Source organism: Micromonospora sp. NPDC049044 (assembly GCF_040649215.1).
Lineage (GTDB): Bacteria > Actinomycetota > Actinomycetes > Mycobacteriales > Micromonosporaceae > Micromonospora.
The window spans coordinates 121792-139577 of sequence record NZ_JBEZFA010000014.1 but is presented as its reverse complement, the minus strand read 5'-3'; the positions used below and the strand labels follow the sequence as shown (position 1 = coordinate 139577).

The window sequence follows — 17786 nt, the reverse complement described above, 5'->3', positions numbered from 1 at the left end:
CTACGCCACTGTAGTCAGCGCCGGTGCCGCAGGGGCATCACCCGGAAGGTCCACATCGGACCGGGTCACATCGCGGGCGTGAAGCTCTGCCGGATCATCGGCAAGTATGCCGCGTTGACCTGCCAGTCGAACTCTTTTGTCAACCACGAGACGGTGTAGGAACGCGTGGCCGAGGTGTTGGCCAGCAACCGGAAACTGTGTAGCTGATCGCCGGCGGCGTTGCGCCAACCGCACTCCCAGACCGCGCCGCCCCTGAAGATGTCCATCGCGGAGATGTCCACCCCGACGTAGCCGGTCAGCAGCGCGTCGCCGGTGGTGAGCCGCGCCTCCTCCGCCTTCAGGTACGCCACCGGGTCGGCCCGCGCCGGCCCTGCCTCGACACTGAGTACCCGGGCGCCCCCCTGCTCCCGGAAGCAGGTCACCGCCCCCTCGGTCCAGCGTGTCCAGCCCACCGGCGCGGCGATCCGAAACCCGGTCGGGTCGTCGTGCCACGTCCAGCCCTCGCGCAGTCGGTAGGGCGCGTCCGCCGGGCGCGACATCGCGACCACCGGAGTGGCCGACGGTGGCGGCGGCGGTGGTGCCGCGCAGGCGAACGCGGCCGGTCGGGCGGTCGGCGCGCCCCCTCCGGACCCCGACGGTGGTGTCCGCTCGACGGTGCGGTCGACAAGTGCCAGCGTCACCCCCGCGGCGACGAGCAGGGCGGTGACCGCGCCGCCGAGGACGATCAGACGACGCCGGCCGGGCCGGGTACCCGGCGCGCGGGTCCGCGTCGGTGCGTCGCCGGGTGGGCCCGGCGGGTCGACCGGTTCGGGCCGCAGGGCCCGGCTCGCGCTGCGTACCGCGCTCACCGCCGAGGACGGCATCGGGTCGACCGGCTGCTCGTGGCCCGCGGCGGCGCTGCGCAGCAGCGGTTCCACCTCGGTCGCGGTCAGCCGCCGCCAGGGGTCGCGTTGCAGCAGGCCGGTGAGCGCGGGGCGCAACGGACCGGCGCGGCGCATCGGGTCCGGCGGGTCGGTGGCCAGCGCGCTGAGGGTCGCCATCGCGCTGGACCGGGCGTACGGTGACTGCCCCTCGACCGTCGCGTAGAGCGTCGCGCCCAGCGACCACAGGTCGGTACGCGGATCGGACACCCCCTCGCGGGCCCGCTCCGGCGCGACGAACTGCGGCGAGCCGAGCACCGTGCCCGGCCCGGTCATGGCACCCTCGCCGCCGTCGAAGGTGGCCAGCCCGAAGTCGGTGAGCACCACCCGCCCGTCGTCGGCGACCAGCACGTTGTGCGGCTTCACGTCGCGGTGCAGCACCCCGGCGGCGTGCGCGGCCCGCAGCGCGGCGAGCACCGCCAAGCCGATCTGGGCGGTGCGCTGCGGGCTCAGCGGCCCCTCGGCGCTGATGATCTGCTGCACCGACCGGGACGGCACGTACTCCATCACGATCCAGGGGCTCTCCCGGTCGTGCACCACGTCGTAGATCCGGACCACATTGGGGTGACTGAGCCGGGCGGCGGTGCGCGCCTCGCGCAGCGTGCGCAGTCGCGACTCCTCGCGCTCGGCCTCGGACAGCCAGGACGGCGGCACGACCTCCTTCACCGCGACGTCGCGGTGCAGCATCTCGTCGCGAGCAAGCCACACCCGACCCATCCCGCCGGTGCCGACCAGGTCGAGCAGCCGGTACCGACCCGCGATCAGCAACTGATGCACGGTCGCTCCCCCTCGGTCACCCCGTGTTACACGATAGCCACCGTCGGCCGCATTCTCATCCGCTGAGCGGCCTCGATCCACGCCGGACGGTGGTCCGGATCATGGCCATACGGTGCAGGTCAGCGGGGTGGTCGGAAACTTTCTCGCACCACTGCCCAGTCGGCGTCGGCTGCCGCCCAGTCCCCGTCGTCGGTGATCCAACCCAGCGTCCACGGGCCGGCGCCGACGACGAGTTGTCGGGCGTGGAGCATGGGCCCGTCCGGAGTCCGCCAGCGGCACTCCCACTCGGCGCCACCGTCGCTCGCGGAGAGTCGGATCTCGTCGTACGCCGGCAGTGCCCCGGCGCGGGCCGCCGCGTCACGGACCGCCCGCAGCCCGGCCAACGGATCGGCGGTGCCACCCGCGCCGACGCTGAACGCCCGGCCGGTCGCCGGGTCCTGGAAACAGGCCACCACCCCGTCGCGGGAGTAGTACCAGGTCGCCGGCACGGAAACCCGGAAACCGGCGGTGTCGGCGTGCCAGACCCAGCCGGACGGCGGGCGGAATCGTTCGCCGGGAGCCGGCGCACCGGCCGACACCGGGGCACCGCCAATGTCCGGTCGAACGCAGGCGAACGGTGGCGGGGCCACGCCGCGCCCGCCGGGTGGCGGTTGGTGACGGTCCGGGCCGGGACCGTCCCGGCCGCCGTCCCACCGGGCGCGCGGGGGTGGGTCGGTGGGTCCGCTCGCGGTGTCGGTGGGCTGGTCAGCGGTGACGGCCAGCGCGGTGCCGACACCGGCGGCCACGGCCACCAGCAGTGACACGGCGACAAGCGCGACCCGTCTCGTCGAGCGCCGCCCGTTCGAGCCGGAAAGCGTCGCAGCCGGCTCACCTGGTGCGGCGGCCCCACCGGCCGCGGGCAGCGCAATTGTCGGCTCCTGTTCGGCCAGCTCGTCGGTACCGGCCGGCGGTGCGCCCGCGGCCGGGCCGAGCCGGCCCGCCGCCGAGGCACCCGCCGGCCGTGCCGACGCCAGCTCCGTACCCGACGCGGCCGACGTCGGCTCCGCCGCTGACGCGGCCGACGCAGCTGACGTCGGCTCCGCCGCCGACGCGCCCGACGCCACCGACCCGGCCGACGCCACCGACGACGACGCCACCGACGACGACGCCACCGACGACGACGCCACCGACGACGACGCCACCGACGACGACGCCGCCGACGTCGCTGCCGAGCCGGCCGGGGGTGGGTCGGTGCGGCCGGTCGCGGCCCTGACCAGCAACCGGCGGGCCGCGTCGTGGTCGAGGCGGTCGCGCGGGTCACGGCGCAGCAGCCCCGCGAGGACCGGCGCGAGCACTCCGGCGTGCGGGGCCGGGTCCGGCGGTCCGGCGGCCAGCGCGCTCAGGGTGGCCATCGCGGTGCTGCGGGCGTACGGGGAGCGGCCCTCCACCGCTGCGTGCAGGGTCGCCCCGAGGGACCACAGGTCGGCGGCGACAGTGGACGCTCCCTCGGCGGCCCGCTCCGGGGCGACGTACTGCGGGGAGCCGAGGACCATGCCGGGGCGGGTCGTCACGCCGTCACCGCCGTCGAAGGTGGCCAGCCCGAAGTCGGTGAGCATCACCCGCCCGTCGTGCGCCACCAGCACGTTCTGCGGTTTGATGTCGCGGTGCAGCACCCCGGCGGCGTGCGCGGCGTGCAGCGCGTCGAGGACGGCCAGGCCGACCCGGGCGGCGCGGCTCGGCTCCAGCGGCCCCTCGGCGTCCACCACGTCCTGCAGCGTGCGGGACGGGACGTACTCCATCACGATCCACGGGCTGCCGTCGACCGGGATGACGTCGTAGAGCCGGACCACTGCGGGATGGTTGAGCCGGGCCGCGGCCCGCGCCTCCCGCAGGGTGCGCGAGCGCAGTTCGTCCCGCTCGTGGTCTCCCAGCCAGGTCGGCGGCACGATCTCCTTGACCGCGACGTCGCGGTGCAGCATCTCGTCGCGGGCCAGCCACACCCGACCCATGCCCCCGCGCCCCACCAGGTCGAGTAGCCGGTACCGACCGGCGATCAGCACCTGCGCACGCTCCTCCTCCACCGCTGTCCGGGCTACACCCTAACCAGCGGATCGGGAGTCACCTATCGGTAGTCCGACTTGGCTCAGCAGGCGGCGTGGTCGACGCGTGCCAGCAGATTGCCCTCCGGTATGGCAATCCGGGCACGTCCGCCGGCCAGTCGGGCGGAGGCCCGCCGGGCCTGGAGCGGGTCGTGCTCCCGGCGGGCCGCGGCGTAGCTCGCGGCCGTGCGGGCGGCGATCGTGGCCCAGCCGTACTGTTCGCCCACCATGGTGCGGGCCCGGCGGGCCACCCGCCGGGCGAAGATCTCGTCGTCGAGCAGTTGGCCCACCGCGCCGGCGAGCGCATCCGGGTCGCTGTGCGGGAAGGTCACCCCGGTTACGCCGGACTCCACGATCTCGGCGAGGCCGCCGGTGCGGGCCACCGCCAGTGGCGCCCCGGCGGCGGCCGCCTCGAGCGCCACCATGCCGAACGGCTCGTAGAGGCTGGGCACCACCGTCGCGTCGGTGGCGCCGAGCATCGCCGGCAGCTGGGTGGAGTCGAGGAACCCGGTGAACCGGACGGTCGAGCAGAGCGCCAGCCGGCGGGCCTGGTCTTCGAGCTCGGACCGGTACGGGCCGTCACCGGCGATCACCACACGCAGGCCCTGGTGCTGCTCGCGCAGCCGGGGCACCGCGTGCACCAGGTGCTGCACGCCCTTCTCGTAGACCAACCGGCCGGCGTACCCGATCAGCGGGCCGTCCGCGGCGAACCGGGCCCGGGCCGACGCGACCGCACGCGGACGCGCCCGCCAGGCCCGGCCGTCGACCCCGTTGGGCACCACGTCGACCTGGCTGGCCGGGATGTCGAACAGGGCCTTCACCTGCTCACGCATGTACCCGGAGCAGACGATCACCCGACCGGATTCGGTGCTGAGCCATTGTTCGACGCCGTGGATGGTGCGGTTCATCTCCTCGGGCAGCCAGCCCTGGTGCCGTCCGGCCTCGGTGGCGTGGATGGTGGTGACCAGGGGTAGGTCGAGGTGGTCGCGCAGTGTCATGGCGGTGTGGGCGACGAGCCAGTCGTGGGCGTGGATGACGTCGTAGGCGCCGGCTTGGGTGGCGCGTAGGGCGGTGCGGGTGAGGGTGTGGTTGAAGGCCATGGTCCAGGCCAGCAGGGAGTTGGTGGCGAGGGGGAAGGTGACGGGGTCCTCGGCGGCGCGCAGGATGCGGACACCGTCGGCGTACTCCTCCATGGGTGCGCCGTCGGTGTGGCGGGTGACGACGGTGACCTCGTGGCCGGCGGCGGCGAGGGCGACGGAGAGTGCGTGCACGTGGCGGCCGAGGCCGCCGACGAGCACCGGCGGGTACTCCCACGACAGCATCAGCACCCGCAGGTGCCGGGCGGGGTGAATGTCGATCACGTGGGCGTCGGGTGACATGCGGCCCCCTTTGAGTTGTCCCCGGGCGCGCGCCGACCGACACCGGAAGTCGATGTCGCCGTCGCGTCTGGATCGGGGCCAATCCTGCCGCGATCGAGATAACCGGCGGCGACACCGCCGTTGCGGTCGTGTAAAGCGCTACTGGCCCTTTCGGCGCACCCGCAGCAGCTCGGCCACCGACCACGCCTGAAAGGGGCAGCCGGTCGCGGCGTGCGGCGCGAGGCCGTCGGCCGTCTCGCTTACCGAGCCTAATCCATATTCGGTCAGATGTGACTCAATCCCAACGAACGCGTCATCGACTGACATCTTCCTCCGGCGGGCGGCGTCGACGTACGGGCCGAGCAGCCACGGCCACACGGTGCCCTGGTGGTAGCCCCCGTCGCGTTCGGCGGGGCCACCCCGGTGCCGGCCCACGAACTCCGTCGAGTCGGGGGCGAGGCTGCGGGGCCCGAGCGGGGTGAGCAGCCCGTCCGCGACGCGGCGCAGCGTCGCCTCGTCCGGCTCCAGCGGCGCGAACGGCAGCGACCAGGCCAGCAGCTGATTGGGCCGCAACGCGTCGTCGTCGTGCAGGGCCGCACCCCCGAGGGGGTACGCCGGCGCGGGCGCGTCAAGCACGTCGTGCAGCCACCCGGTCGGCGCCGGGAAACGCTCCCGGAACGAGGCGGTCGCCTGCCCGTGCCGTCGCCACAGCTCGTGCGCGTCGTGCCCGGCCAACTCGGTCAGCTCGGCGAGCCCGGCCAACCCGTTGATCCACAACGCGTTGACCTCGACCGGTTTGCCGGTACGCGGGGTGACCGGCACCCCGTACACCCGGGCATCCATCCAGGTCAGCGCGGTGCCCGGGGCGCCCTGGGTGAGCAGCCCGTCGGCCGGGTCGACGGCGATGCCGTAGCGGGTGCCGGCGACGTGGGCGTCGATCACCGCGCGCAGGGCGGGCAGCAACTCGTCGCCGAGGTCGGTGTCGCCGGTGACGGTGACGTGCCGGCTCACCGCGTGCAGGAACCACAGCGTGCCGTCGACGGTGTTGTACTCCACCCGACCGGTGTCGGCGGTGTTGGCGAGCATCCCCTCGGACAGCGTCGCCGCGTAGGACCGCAGTAGCGCCCTGCCCAGGTCGGCGCGATTGGTGCAGAGGAACAACCCCTCGTACGAGATCATGGTGTCCCGCGACCAGGCCCCGAACCAGGGGTAGCCAGCCACCACGTCCGCCGGCGCGTCGTTGGTGCGCACCACGAACGCGTCGGCGGCCAGCGCCAGGGTGGCCTCGACGTCGTCGGCCGGCTTCGCCGTCGCCACCACCTGCCGGTTGCGCCGCCGGGCCGTCGCCACGATCTCCTCGGCCGGCCCCGGCTCCAGGTCGAGCTGGCCGGCCCAGGCCCGCACCGACACCGTGTCACCGGGGCGTTCCAACTCTCCGGAGAAGCGGCCCGCGTACCAGAGGTCCTCGTCCGGGTGCAGGCCCCGGTTGGCCTCCTCGCGGTGGTGCACGCCCAGCCACCACTGCCCCTCGGGCGTCCAGCCCGGCCCGGCCAGCCGGTACGCGCCCTCGACCACCGCGCCGTCGGCGACCGCCTCGACCTGCGGGGTCGGGCCGTCGGCCCGCCGCTCGCCGTGCGCGTCCCGCCAGGTGCAGGCGGCCGACAACTCCAGCCGGACCGGCCCGCCGGCGACCAGCCGGTGCACCACCGCCACGCAGGAGCGGCCGGGCAGCATGGCCACCTCCCGTTCGATCACCACCGCGCCGATCCGCCACCGCCAGCGGGGCAGCCCGTCGATGAGGTCGAAGCGCTCCAACAGCTCGAAGCCGCGTGGGTCCACGTCACCTGAGGCCCACTCGTGCGCGCCGAGCCGCACCCGCGCCCCGGACGGCAGGGTGACCGCCGGATCCAGACTTACCAGTCCCACCTGGCGGGAGGCCGGGGTTTCGCCGGGGACCACGAGCAGACCGTGGTAGCGGCGGGTCCGCAGCCCGGCGACGGTGCCCATCGCATATCCGCCGACACCGTCGGGCACCAGCCACTCCCGGCTGGCCGCGCTGGTCAGATCGCCGCAGACCTGCGGACCGAAGTGAATGTCGATCAACTTTCCTCCACCGGCGGCAAGGTGTAACACGCCACGACGACAATGGCTGCTGTGGTCAAGTACGGAGACGGCGTCAAGGATGTGTACGTGATCACTGACCGATCGTCCTCCGACGCCTCGCCACCCGACGCTGAGCGGCTCCGGCTCGCCCAGGCCGACTCGGGGGAGCAGGACTGGCGCGCATGGGGTCCCTATCTGTCCGAACGGGCGTGGGGGACGGTACGGGAGGACTACAGCGAGCACGGTACGGCCTGGGACTACTTCCCGCACGACCACGCGCGGTCCAGAGCCTACCGGTGGAATGAAGACGGGATGGCCGGCGTCTGCGACGAACGACAGACGTTCGCCTTCGCTCTCGCGCTGTGGAACGGCAGGGATCCGATCCTGAAGGAACGGATGTTCGGCCTCGGCGGCGACAGCGGCAACCACGGCGAGGACGTCAAGGAATACTGGTGGTACGAGGACTCCACGCCCACCCATTCCTGGATGCGCTGGCGTTACCACTACCCGCAGGCCGCCTTCCCGTACGACGAACTCGTCGCGGTGAACGCGTTGCGCGGCCGCGACGACACCGAGTACGAGCTTGTCGACACCGGAATCTTCGACGACGACAGGTACTGGGCGGTGACAGTCGACTACGCCAAGGCGTCCCCCACCGACCTGTGCATCGTGGTGACGGTCACCAACCGGGCCGACCGGGCGGAGACCCTGCACGTGCTGCCCACCCTGTGGTTCCGCAACACCTGGGCCTGGGGCCTGCCCGGCGGTGACCGGATCCCCCGGTTGACCGGCCAGGGCACCCGGCTCGTCGGCGAGCACCGGGTGCTCGGCCAACTGCTGCTCGAGGGCGACGGCGGGCCGGTGCCGCTGCTCTGCGACAACGACACGAACGCCGAACGGCTCTGGGGCCTGCCCGGCCGCTCGAAATATCCCAAGGACGGCATCAACGACCACGTCGTCAACGGCGCGGCCACTGTCAACCCCGACCGGGAGGGCACCAAGGGCGCGCTGCACTACGTGCTCGACGTGCCGGCCGGCGGGCAGCGTCAGATCCGGCTGCGGCTGACCCGTACCGCGTCACCGCCGGCCGCCGCGCCGCCCCCGCCGGCCGACCTCAGCGACGGCTTCGAGGCGGTGGTGTGGGCGCGGCGGGCCGAGGCGAACAGGTTCTTCGCCGGGGTGATCCCGCCGGCGGCCACCGCCGACGAGGCGCTCGTCGCCCGGCAGGCCATCGCCGGGCTGATGTGGGGCAAGCAGTTCTATCACTTCGACGTCAAACGCTGGCTCGAAGGCGACCCCGGCTCGACACCGCCGGCCGGGCGTCGGCACGGGCGCAACAGCGCCTGGTGGCACATGACCAGCTTCGACGTCATCTCCATGCCCGACCCCTGGGAGTATCCCTGGTACGCGGCCTGGGACCTGGCCTTCCACTGCGTGAGCATCGCCCGGGTCGACCCGGGCTTCGCCAAGGAGCAACTGCTGCTCCTGCTCCGCGAGTGGTACCTGCATCCCAACGGGCAGATCCCGGCGTACGAGTGGGCGTTCGGTGACGTGAACCCGCCGGTGCACGCGTGGGCGGCGCTGAAGGTGTTCGAGATCGACGGCGGTCAGGACTACGAGTTCCTGGGCCGGGTGATGCACAAGCTGCTGCTCAACTTCACCTGGTGGGTCAACCGCAAGGACACCGGCGGCAACAACGTCTTCGAGGGCGGCTTCCTCGGGCTGGACAACGTCGGGCCGTTCGACCGCTCGGCGGCGCTGCCGGTGGCCGGTGTGCTGGAGCAGTCCGACGGCACCGGCTGGATGGCGATGTACGCGCTGAACATGCTGGACATGGCGATCGTGCTGGCCGAGCACGACCGGACCTGGGTGGACACCGCCACCAAGTTCTTCGAACACTTCGCCTACATCGCCGCCGCCGCGTACGAGCAGGGGTTGTGGGACGACGAGGACGCCTTCTTCTACGACGTGCTGCGCCTCGCCGACGGCACGAAGGTGCCGTTGAAGGTCCGTTCCGTCGTCGGTCTGCTGCCGTTGGCCGCGACCACCCGGCTCACCGCGAAGACCCTGCACCGCATCCCGGAGTTGGGCGCGCGGTTGCGCTGGTTCCTCACCAACCGACCGGAGTACGCCCAGGTGATCGGCGTGCGCCGGCTGGGCCCGGACGGCCGGCAGCAGCGGCTGCTGTCCATGGTCGGGCCGGAGCAGGTGGTCCGACTGCTCGCCCGGATGTTGGACTCCGACGAGTTCCTCTCCGACTTCGGCCTGCGGACGCTGTCCCGCGCGCACCTGGACAAGCCGTTCTCGGTCACCCTCGGCGGGCAGGAGTTCTCCGTCGGCTACGAGCCGGCCGAGTCGACAAGCGGTCTGTTCGGCGGCAACTCGAACTGGCGTGGCCCGATCTGGATGCCGACGAACTTCCTGCTGATCAGCGCGCTCCGCGACTACGCGGCGTTCTTCGGCGACGATCTCCAGGTGGAATATCCGACCCGCTCCGGGGTGAAGCACACACTCGACGAGATCGCCGACGACCTCTCCGCCCGGCTGATCTCGCTCTTCACCCAGGACGACTGGGGTCGGCGGCCGATCTACGGTGCCGCGCAGATGTTCCAGACCCACCCGGACTGGCGCGACCTGATCGCCTTTCCCGAGTACTTCCACGGCGACAACGGGGCCGGTCTGGGCGCCTGGCACCAGACCGGCTGGACCGCCCTGGTGGCCGACCTGATCCTCACCCTGCGCCGCTGACCACCCACCCCGGCGCGGCGCGGCGCGCCGTGTCCGCGCCGCGCGTAGTCCGGGGCCGCCGCGGCCATGATCGTGCTCGATCCATGTTGTGGTGGTGTCCTTGCGTCCGGAGGCCACCACATCCTCGATCGAGCACGATCATGCGCGCAGCGCGCAGCGGGCTGCGCTAACCGCACGCGGCGTTGTGGCTGGCGACCAGGCTCGGCAGCTCGTCGAGCGAGTCGATGCGGAAGAGGCACTGCGCGGCCACGTCGGGAAGGTCGAGGATGTGACCCCACGGGCCGCGCCGGATCAGGCACGTCGGCATGCCGAGCTCCTGGGCCGGGCGTACGTCGTTGTCGGGCCGGTCGCCGACGTACAGGATCGTCGACGGGTCGCCGCCGCCGGCGCTGACGACCTGCTCGAAGAAGGCGGGCGACGGCTTCGCCACTCCCCACCCGTGCGACGTGCCGATCACGTCCACGGGGAGGTCGAGGGCGCGAAGGGACGCCTCGGCGTGCGCCGGCTGGTTGCCGGCCAGGCCCAGGAGCAGGCCCTGTTCCTTGAGGGAGATCAGGCACTGCCGGGCGTCCGGGTAGAGATCCTCCTCGCCGAACGACTCGGCCTGGCCCGCGGCGGCCCGCCGCTCAAGCTCGGCGTCCAGGTCGAAGTCGGGCCGGAAGGCCCGGAACGTCTCCTGATAATCAAGCCCTCTGGCGATCACCGCGCCCAGGACGGCCGAGAGCGTGTGCCGGGGCACACCGAACCAGTCGGCCCAGGTCGCGAACTCGCGGGACTCGTCGAGGATCGTGCCACCGACGTCGAAGAAAACCGCCTTGATCACTGCGCCCCCCGGGTCACGGTCGTGATGTCGGTGCAGCGTAGCCGCTTGTCGCCTGTGGACAGGGGGCGAGGGAATGGCACTCACGTCGTACCGTGTGCCGGTGCATGTCCTTGACGATCCGGCCCTGTCGGCGAGGGTGGCCCGCTTCCTCGCCGCGCACGGGCAGCGGTGGCCGAGCACCCCGGTCGAGCAAGTCCGGCGGTTGGCGAGCGCGGACGGACCGGACGGGCCGCTGGCCGTGGTGCCCGACGAGCTTGTCGCGGTCGCCGTCGCGTTCGAGCAGCGGTACGGCGGGCTCGCCTACCGGCTCAGGACCAACGGCAACCACATGGAGTACGGCCTGGACGGTGAGGCGTACTTCCGCTGGACCGCCGAACACGGGTGGATGTTCCCGGCAGCCGTCGACGGGGACTGGACCTGGGGTGTCGATGTCCTGCTCGACGGGCGGACCGCCATGGCCCCGGGTGAGTGGCCGTACCGGCTGATCGACAGTGCCGTGCAGCAGCGGCTGGAGAAGCACGCGCTGCTGGCGGAGGTGCGGCTCTGGCCGCACGTCACGCTCACCTACGAGACCGAGACCCTGGTCCCGCCGACGGTCACAGTGACCGGTGTCCCCGAGGTGCCCGAGGCCACCGGCCCGGCCGACCGTTGGTGGTACGACGGCGAGGTGGCCGCACACCTCTCGCTCCGCGGCTGGCCGGCGGGGACGGACCACTGGGTGCTGCGGTGCTTCTCCCGAGCGAGAGCTGGGTTGTCCGGCGTGCTCGACAGGCTCAGCGCGGTCGGCGAGTTGGACGACTGGTGCTCGATCTGCGGCCGGGCCCTCCAGCCGTCGTTCCGTTCGTACGTGCCCCAGGGCGGCGAACTCGGCCTCTGTCTGCCCTTGCCGGTAGCCCGCTGAAGCGTGCTCCGCCCACGTTTCCTGGCGCTGCGCCGACGGCGCCGAACGTGTCGACCATTCACTATCGTGAACGTCCATGGGGGAGTCGGCCGAGCCGGTGGGTGAGGTGCTCGTACTCGGGCAGTCCCGGGTCTGGCCCGCCGTCGCGGTGCCGGCTGCGGTCCTGATCGGGCTGATCGTCGGCGCGGTGCTGCTCGACTGGGTCAGCTGGGGCGGGTTGCTGCTCGGCGCCGTGTCGATAGTTCTCGCGTTCCTCCAACGGCGCAACGCGGTGTTGGCTGACGACACCGGTCTGCTGGTGCGCGATCGGGGCGGCTTGCGGCGCTCGTACGCGTGGCCGGAGATCGAGCGGATGGGCTGGCAGAATTCCGGAATGTGGGGGAGTTCCCTGGTGGTGTATCCCCGCGGCGGCCCCTACGACGTACCCGGACCCAATGCGTCCGTCACCGTGGCACGCATCTGGCGACCGACACGCGCACACCTCGCCGACCCGATGCCCGCGCTGCTCCGGACGCACGGCATCAAGACGATCAGCGAGCCCTGACCCGCTCAGGGGCGAGGTGGCTCATGATTCATGACCAGTCGCAGCGTCCGGGCGGCCGTGGGTGCGAAACCCAGGGCGCGGTAGATCGACTCCCCGTCCTCGCTGGCCTTCAACTCGATCACCGTCACCCCACGGTCGTGATACCAGGCCAGCAGGGCCTCCAGGCAGGCTCGGGCGTAACCGCGGCGGCGATGGTCGGGGTCGGTGGCGACGTTGAAGACGTACCCGGTCGCACCGCTGGGGTTGATCGGTCCGCCGAGTCGGTGCTCGACGACGCCGACCACGCACGCCGCCAGCTCGTCGGGCACGTCTGGCTTGTCGACCACGTATGCCGCCAGCGAACCCTCCGGATCCGTGAGGTGTCGCCGCAGCGCCCGCAGGGCTTCGTCCTGCCACGGGCCGGGCTCCGGCGCCCGCCCGTCCATGGCGGTCAGCAGCACCCCGCGCAGCCGCACCAGTTCCCGGGCATCGTCGATGGTCGCCCGGCGTACGGTGATCACACGCCAGACCCTAGGCCTCTTGCCTCTTGCCTCCAGGACTGGCCACGACGACCGGCGGCGGTGCGCTGAACTACCTGTCTAGTAAGGCGGGGTGGGCATTTCCGGCGCGCGCCGACGTGACCGTCGGGAGTCCGCGCCGACCACGGCGAGCAGTACCACGGCGGTGGCGGCGCTGGCGATGAGCGGGTTGAGGTGCGGTGCCACCGGCACCAGCAGGCCGAGGGTCAGCAGGCCGGCCGTGCGCGATGGGGAGACCCGGGCGAAGACCTGGTATTCCAGGGCCGCCCGGCCGGCGAGGAAGAGCGCCGGGCCACCGAGGATGGCGATGAGCCAGGCCGCCGAGAGGTGCCGGAGTGGTTCGGTGATGACCAGTTCGAAGCCGACGCCGGTCAGTACGATTCCCGCGATCATGATCAGGTGGGTGAAGGCCATGTCGGTGGCGAGCCGGGCGGCGTCGCGGGAGTGGCCGATGGCGGCGTCCAGCAGTCCTCCCGCGACGTGGAAGTAGATCCGCCACAGCAGGACGGTGCTCGCCATGGCGAGCAGGAAGCCGCCCGTCTGGTCGGCGTGGAACTCGCTGCCGCTGAACGCCAGCCCGATGACGAAGATCGCCTCACCGAGGGCGATGAGCAGGAACTGTTGGTACCGCTCGGCCAGGTGCTCGGCCGCGATGGCCTGGACGCCGAGCCGTCGCGCGCCGAGTCGCGGTGTCGGCCAGCCGAGGAACAGGCCGGTGTAGTCGATCAGCACCGCGGCGGTCCAGAGTGGCCCTCGGACGTTTCCTTCGGCGGCCAGGGCACCGATGACCCAGAGTGGCGCGCTCATGCCGAGCCAGAACAGCACCCGGATGGATTGCCGGGGGTCCGGTCGGCCGTGCGCGGCGAGGTGGAAGTAGATCACCCGGCCGATCTGCAGGCTCACGTAGGTGATGGCGAACAGGGGTGCCCGCGCGCCGAAGCCGTCGGGGACCGCGACCGCCATCGTCATGGCGCCGACCACTGTCATCACGATGACGATCTGGACGATCGGCGCCTCCGGGTCGAGCCAGCTGGTCGACCAGGCAGTCAGCGACCAGACCGCCCAGAGCGCCAGGAACAGCAGCAGGGCCTGACCGAGGCCCGCGTACACGCCCCGCTGGCCGTCGGTGAAGTCGCTGATCACCCGGGCCGAGATCCGGGTGAGGGCGAAGACGAAGACCAGGTCGAGGAAGAGTTCCAGGAACGTCGCTCGTTGCCGGCTGGCGGCGCTGCGCACCAGCCCTTCGGCGCGCCGGTCGCTCATCCGTCCGCCACGGGCCGGTGCCGTGCAACGACCACGTGCCCTCCCGTCGTGGTGATCTCCTCACCTAACGACTGACGGTTGGCGGTGGCACGTGGGGCGGAGAAGCTGACCTGTTCGCCTTACGACGGTTGTAAGGTCATGCGGCGACCACACCGAGAACGCGGGCTCGCAACAGGCGCGGCGAGGGTGCCCAGCTCCGGGCGGCGACGCCGCTGTTTCCCTGGCCGCCGAACCTGCCGGCGCCCCCCCGTAGGCCGGCTGGCATTGCTGGTCTGACCGGCCCAAACAGTCGCCAATCCGTCACCAGCCGGCTGCGCTCGGTGTCCGCCCTTACGCTCAACTGCGTGCCCGGACCTGCCGAGAACGCCACCGAACAGGACCGGCGTGACCTCTGTGTGCCCGGATCTGGCGAGCAGGCCACCGAACGGGACCGGCGTGACCTCATCGTCACCGTGGCGCGCGAGCTGGCCGAGGCGGAGGGCTGGGCGGGGGTGAGCACCCGGCGGCTCGCCGAGCGGGCCGACGTTGACGTCGGGGACCTCTACCGGCACTTCCCGGATCTTGACGCACTCCTCGCCGCCGTGGCCGTCTGCGCCTTCGCCGATCTGGCCGCCGATCTGGCGGAGGCGCACGCGGAGGCAACAGGCAGCCCCGAGGGGGCCTGGCCGGCGGTCGCGACCGCGTACCTCGACTTCGCGTACACCAATCCGGAGGTCTATGACGCGATGCTCGCGCTGACCCCCGACCTGGCCCTCGGCGTCGATGGCGTCCCGGCCGCGCCGCGGGCGGTCTTCGCCGAGCTGCGCGCGGCGCTGACCCCGTTGGCCGAGGGGCGCGACCCGGACACCCTCGCCGAGGTGGGTTGGAGTCTGTTGCACGGCGTGGTGATGCTCACCCGGGGTGGTCGGCTCCGCCCCGAGGGGCAGGAGGAACGCGAGGTGTTGATCGCTCAGCAGATGCTGCGCTGGCCGTGACCGACGGTGCGGTCAGTCCGTGCGCTCGCGGTCGGCCGGCCCCCCGTCGCCGATCTCCCGCCTATCCTGTCCCTTCGACCCGGCGGGTGACGTCACGGGGGAGGGGAGACGGTATGACGGACGGTGCGGTGGCGCGGCGGCAGGCGCAGGTGCTGATCTTCGATGCGGACGACACGTTGTGGGAGAACAACGTCGTCTTCGAGCGGGTGATCGACGACTTCCTTGAGTGGCTCGACCACCCCACCCTGGACCGCACCGAGATCCGGCTGATCCTCGACGACATCGAGCGGGCCAACACGGTGGCGCACGGGTACGGCAGCAAGGTCTTCCTGCGCAGTCTCGCGGAGTGCCTGGAGCGGCTGCGCGAACGGCCGGCCACCGACGCCGAGCGTCAGGAGATCGAGCGTCTGGCAGTCGCTCTCGTCGAGCACCAGGTGGAGCTGATGCCCGGGGTGGCCGACGCGCTCGACGAGCTGGCCGGCCGGCACGAGCTGCTGCTGCTCACCAAGGGGGACAAGGCGGATCAGCAGCGCAAGTTGGACGCCTGCGGGCTGCTGCACCACTTCCGGGCCGCGCACATCGTCGCCGAGAAGGACGTCGAGACGTACCGGTGGCTGGTCCGGGAACACCGCCTTGATCCGCCCCGGGCCTGGATGATCGGCAACTCCCCGAAGTCGGACATCCTGCCGGCCCGCGCGGCCGGGTTGAACGCGGTCTTCATCCCGAACGAGAACACCTGGGTGTTGGAGCACGACGAACTGGACCCCACCGACGCCGGGGTGTTGCGGCTCGCCGCGTTCCGCGACCTGGTGCGGCACTTCTGAGCGTTCCGAAAGCCAACAGCGTCAGCGATCATGGTCGCGTTACGGAGACTTGTCTGATTTTCACACTGGGCTCAGGCACGCCGTCGGTCGCCCGGCACTGCTTGTCCGCCCGGTCCGGCTCGGCCTAACCTGGCTCGGCGCTCACGGCATTCGGGGTGTCTGCCGGGGGTGCGCGCCGGTGTTCGGCGGCTGGCACCGTGGAGCTGAGTGCCGGAGCTGTCCGCTCCCATCCGGACGGCAGCGGGTCAGGACCGGGTAGTTGCGGACCCGGCCCTGACCCGGCCACGGATCGACCCCGCCACCGGCGAGCCGGGCAGACCGCGCGCCGGTTGGACTGTGAGGATGACGGGATGAACCGCCGAGCACTCCTGTCTGGCGCTGCCGCGGCTCTGGCGGCACCTGTCCTGTTCGCCCCGACGACGCCCGCGCTCGGCGCGACCCGGCCGAGGCCGCCCGAGGCTGCCACGCCGCCGCCCCGCCGCAGCGGACCGAGCACCCCGCGCCGTAACCTGGCCGCCCGGTTGACCACCCTGCCGACACAGACTCGGCAGGTGCTCGTCGTCGGCGCCGACAGCTACACCACCACGTACGCCACCCTTGAGGCGTACGTGCGGATCCGGGACCGCTGGCAGCCGGCGTCGGCCGCGTTGCCGGCCCGCCTCGGCTCCAGGGGTTTCAGCGACAACCACGTGGAGGGCGTGCCGACCACCCCCACCGGTGTCTACTCGATCGGCCCCACCATGTACGGCATCGCCGCCAACCCGGGAGTGCGCTACCCCTATCACCAGTTGGTCAGCGGCGACTGGTGGAACGAGAACCCGTCCTCCCCGCGCTACAACACCTTCCAGCACAGCTCGACCAGCCCGGGTGGGGCCAGCGAGGCGCTGTGGCAGGAGACCCCCTCGTACACGCACTTCGCGGTGATCACCTACAACATGCCGCCGAACGTGCCGACCCCGATCCCCAACGCGGGCAGCGGCATCTTCCTGCACCAGTTCCGGGTCAGCGCCGGCAACACCACCGCCGGCTGCGTCTCGCTCGCCCACGACCACCTGGTCGGCGTGCTCAACTGGCTGGACCCGGCACTCTCGCCGCGCATCGTGCTCAGCCCGTACGCGCAGCTTGACCGATATTGACCAGCGTCGTGCGGGCCCGGCCTCAGGAGGTCTCGCCCCGGACGATCGCGACCGCCACCCGACAGAACTCGTCCATGTCCGGGTTGAACCCGGCGGCGATGTCGGGATGCAACCCGGAGCGGGTCTCCTCCAACAGTCGCTGGCAGACCTGCTCGACCGGTTCGCCGCCGTAGCCGGCGCGGACCCGGTCGGTGGCCGCCTGAAGCGCCGAGGTCAACTGCTCTTCCAGCGGGCCCCGTAGCTTCTGCTGGACCGGGTCGAGCCCGCGTGGGTCGAGCGTGACATGTGGCTCCGACATCGGTGCTCCCTTCATCGGCGTCCGCGATACCCCACCGCGATCGTCGGTCAAACCCCGTCCGGCACGGCGGCGACCCGCACCTGGTACGAGAAGTCCTCGCCCGGCTTCTCCTGGTACGACAATCGGCGGATCTGCCGGTCGTCGTGGTAGAGCGCGACGTCCACCAGCACACCGAGGTGGGTGAGGCCGATTGACGACACCCGCTTCTTGTCCTGCAACACGGCGCAGACGCCGCCGAGCAGGGTGCTGGCGTCGGCCGTGCGGTGCCCGGGCGGGCATCGCAGGACCAGCTCCACCTCGATCGGCCCGGGCAACGGCGTCCAGCCGGTGCGCTGAGCCGCCGCCAGGGCGGCCTGGAGCAGGGTGCGGACCCTCGTCGCCTGCCGATGCCCGGCGGCGAAGATGGACAACGCTTCGGTCTTGACCGGTGGCAGGCCGCTCACCTCGAACGTCAGGGCGAGAGCGCGGGTGTCCTGCACGAGCACCTCCTCGTTGGGACGATCCTGCCGAACCGGGGGAGC

15 protein-coding genes are annotated in these 17786 nt (G+C 71.9%); 6 read left to right on the top strand and 9 right to left on the bottom strand.

The annotated features are described in order from the left end of the window. Nucleotides 1-65: 65 nt before the first annotated feature. The 4 genes from AB0B85_RS14655 to AB0B85_RS14640 all read right to left on the bottom strand — a co-directional run bounded on the left by AB0B85_RS14655 (nucleotide 66) and on the right by AB0B85_RS14640 (nucleotide 7236). Nucleotides 66-1697, bottom strand: a complete 1632-nt coding sequence (locus AB0B85_RS14655; RefSeq protein WP_357407293.1) for a serine/threonine-protein kinase — start codon at nucleotides 1695-1697, stop codon at nucleotides 66-68. A gap of 119 nt (nucleotides 1698-1816) precedes the next feature. After that, a complete protein-coding gene (locus AB0B85_RS14650; protein ID WP_357407291.1) occupies nucleotides 1817-3757 on the bottom strand; it encodes a serine/threonine-protein kinase in 1941 nt (646 codons plus the stop codon). Nucleotides 3758-3819: 62 nt separating this feature from the next. Next, nucleotides 3820-5154 (bottom strand): glycosyltransferase family 4 protein, encoded by a 1335-nt coding sequence (locus AB0B85_RS14645; protein WP_357407289.1) that lies wholly within the window; start codon nucleotides 5152-5154, stop codon nucleotides 3820-3822. A 138-nt stretch (nucleotides 5155-5292) separates the two neighbouring features. Then, entirely contained in the window at nucleotides 5293-7236 is a 1944-nt protein-coding gene (locus AB0B85_RS14640; protein ID WP_357407287.1) for an amylo-alpha-1,6-glucosidase, read from the bottom strand. A gap of 42 nt (nucleotides 7237-7278) precedes the next feature. Between AB0B85_RS14640 and AB0B85_RS14635 the strand changes: the two genes are divergently transcribed. Then, a complete protein-coding gene (locus AB0B85_RS14635) occupies nucleotides 7279-9984 on the top strand; it encodes a glucosidase (RefSeq protein ID WP_357407285.1) in 2706 nt (901 codons plus the stop codon). Between the two features lie 166 nt (nucleotides 9985-10150). On the opposite strand, the gene AB0B85_RS14630 is transcribed toward AB0B85_RS14635, so the two are convergent. Further along, complete coding sequence (locus AB0B85_RS14630) at nucleotides 10151-10807, bottom strand: HAD family hydrolase (RefSeq protein ID WP_357407283.1); 657 nt, start codon at nucleotides 10805-10807, stop codon at nucleotides 10151-10153. Between the two features lie 100 nt (nucleotides 10808-10907). Between AB0B85_RS14630 and AB0B85_RS14625 the strand changes: the two genes are divergently transcribed. Further along, nucleotides 10908-11708, top strand: coding sequence for a hypothetical protein (locus AB0B85_RS14625; protein WP_357407281.1), 801 nt, complete (start codon nucleotides 10908-10910; stop codon nucleotides 11706-11708). 76 nt (nucleotides 11709-11784) lie between these two features. Continuing rightward, nucleotides 11785-12252, top strand: coding sequence for a hypothetical protein (locus AB0B85_RS14620; protein ID WP_357407279.1), 468 nt, complete (start codon nucleotides 11785-11787; stop codon nucleotides 12250-12252). Nucleotides 12253-12257: 5 nt separating this feature from the next. On the opposite strand, the gene AB0B85_RS14615 is transcribed toward AB0B85_RS14620, so the two are convergent. Both AB0B85_RS14615 and AB0B85_RS14610 read right to left on the bottom strand, forming a co-directional pair. Next, entirely contained in the window at nucleotides 12258-12752 is a 495-nt protein-coding gene (locus AB0B85_RS14615; protein WP_357407277.1) for an N-acetyltransferase, read from the bottom strand. Nucleotides 12753-12830: 78 nt separating this feature from the next. After that, complete coding sequence (locus AB0B85_RS14610) at nucleotides 12831-14033, bottom strand: low temperature requirement protein A (protein ID WP_357407275.1); 1203 nt, start codon at nucleotides 14031-14033, stop codon at nucleotides 12831-12833. 344 nt (nucleotides 14034-14377) lie between these two features. Between AB0B85_RS14610 and AB0B85_RS14605 the strand changes: the two genes are divergently transcribed. From AB0B85_RS14605 to AB0B85_RS14595, 3 genes are all read left to right on the top strand, one after another. After that, nucleotides 14378-15007: a TetR/AcrR family transcriptional regulator gene (locus tag AB0B85_RS14605; RefSeq protein ID WP_357407273.1), complete on the top strand. Its 630-nt coding sequence runs from the start codon at nucleotides 14378-14380 to the stop codon at nucleotides 15005-15007. Nucleotides 15008-15120: 113 nt separating this feature from the next. Beyond that, complete coding sequence (locus AB0B85_RS14600) at nucleotides 15121-15831, top strand: HAD family hydrolase (RefSeq protein WP_357407271.1); 711 nt, start codon at nucleotides 15121-15123, stop codon at nucleotides 15829-15831. Nucleotides 15832-16181: 350 nt separating this feature from the next. Further along, entirely contained in the window at nucleotides 16182-16967 is a 786-nt protein-coding gene (locus AB0B85_RS14595; RefSeq protein WP_357407269.1) for a L,D-transpeptidase family protein, read from the top strand. 22 nt (nucleotides 16968-16989) lie between these two features. On the opposite strand, the gene AB0B85_RS14590 is transcribed toward AB0B85_RS14595, so the two are convergent. After that, entirely contained in the window at nucleotides 16990-17265 is a 276-nt protein-coding gene (locus AB0B85_RS14590) for a hypothetical protein (protein WP_357407267.1), read from the bottom strand. 47 nt (nucleotides 17266-17312) lie between these two features. Beyond that, nucleotides 17313-17744, bottom strand: a complete 432-nt coding sequence (locus tag AB0B85_RS14585) for a hypothetical protein (RefSeq protein WP_357407265.1) — start codon at nucleotides 17742-17744, stop codon at nucleotides 17313-17315. Nucleotides 17745-17786 lie beyond the last annotated feature (42 nt).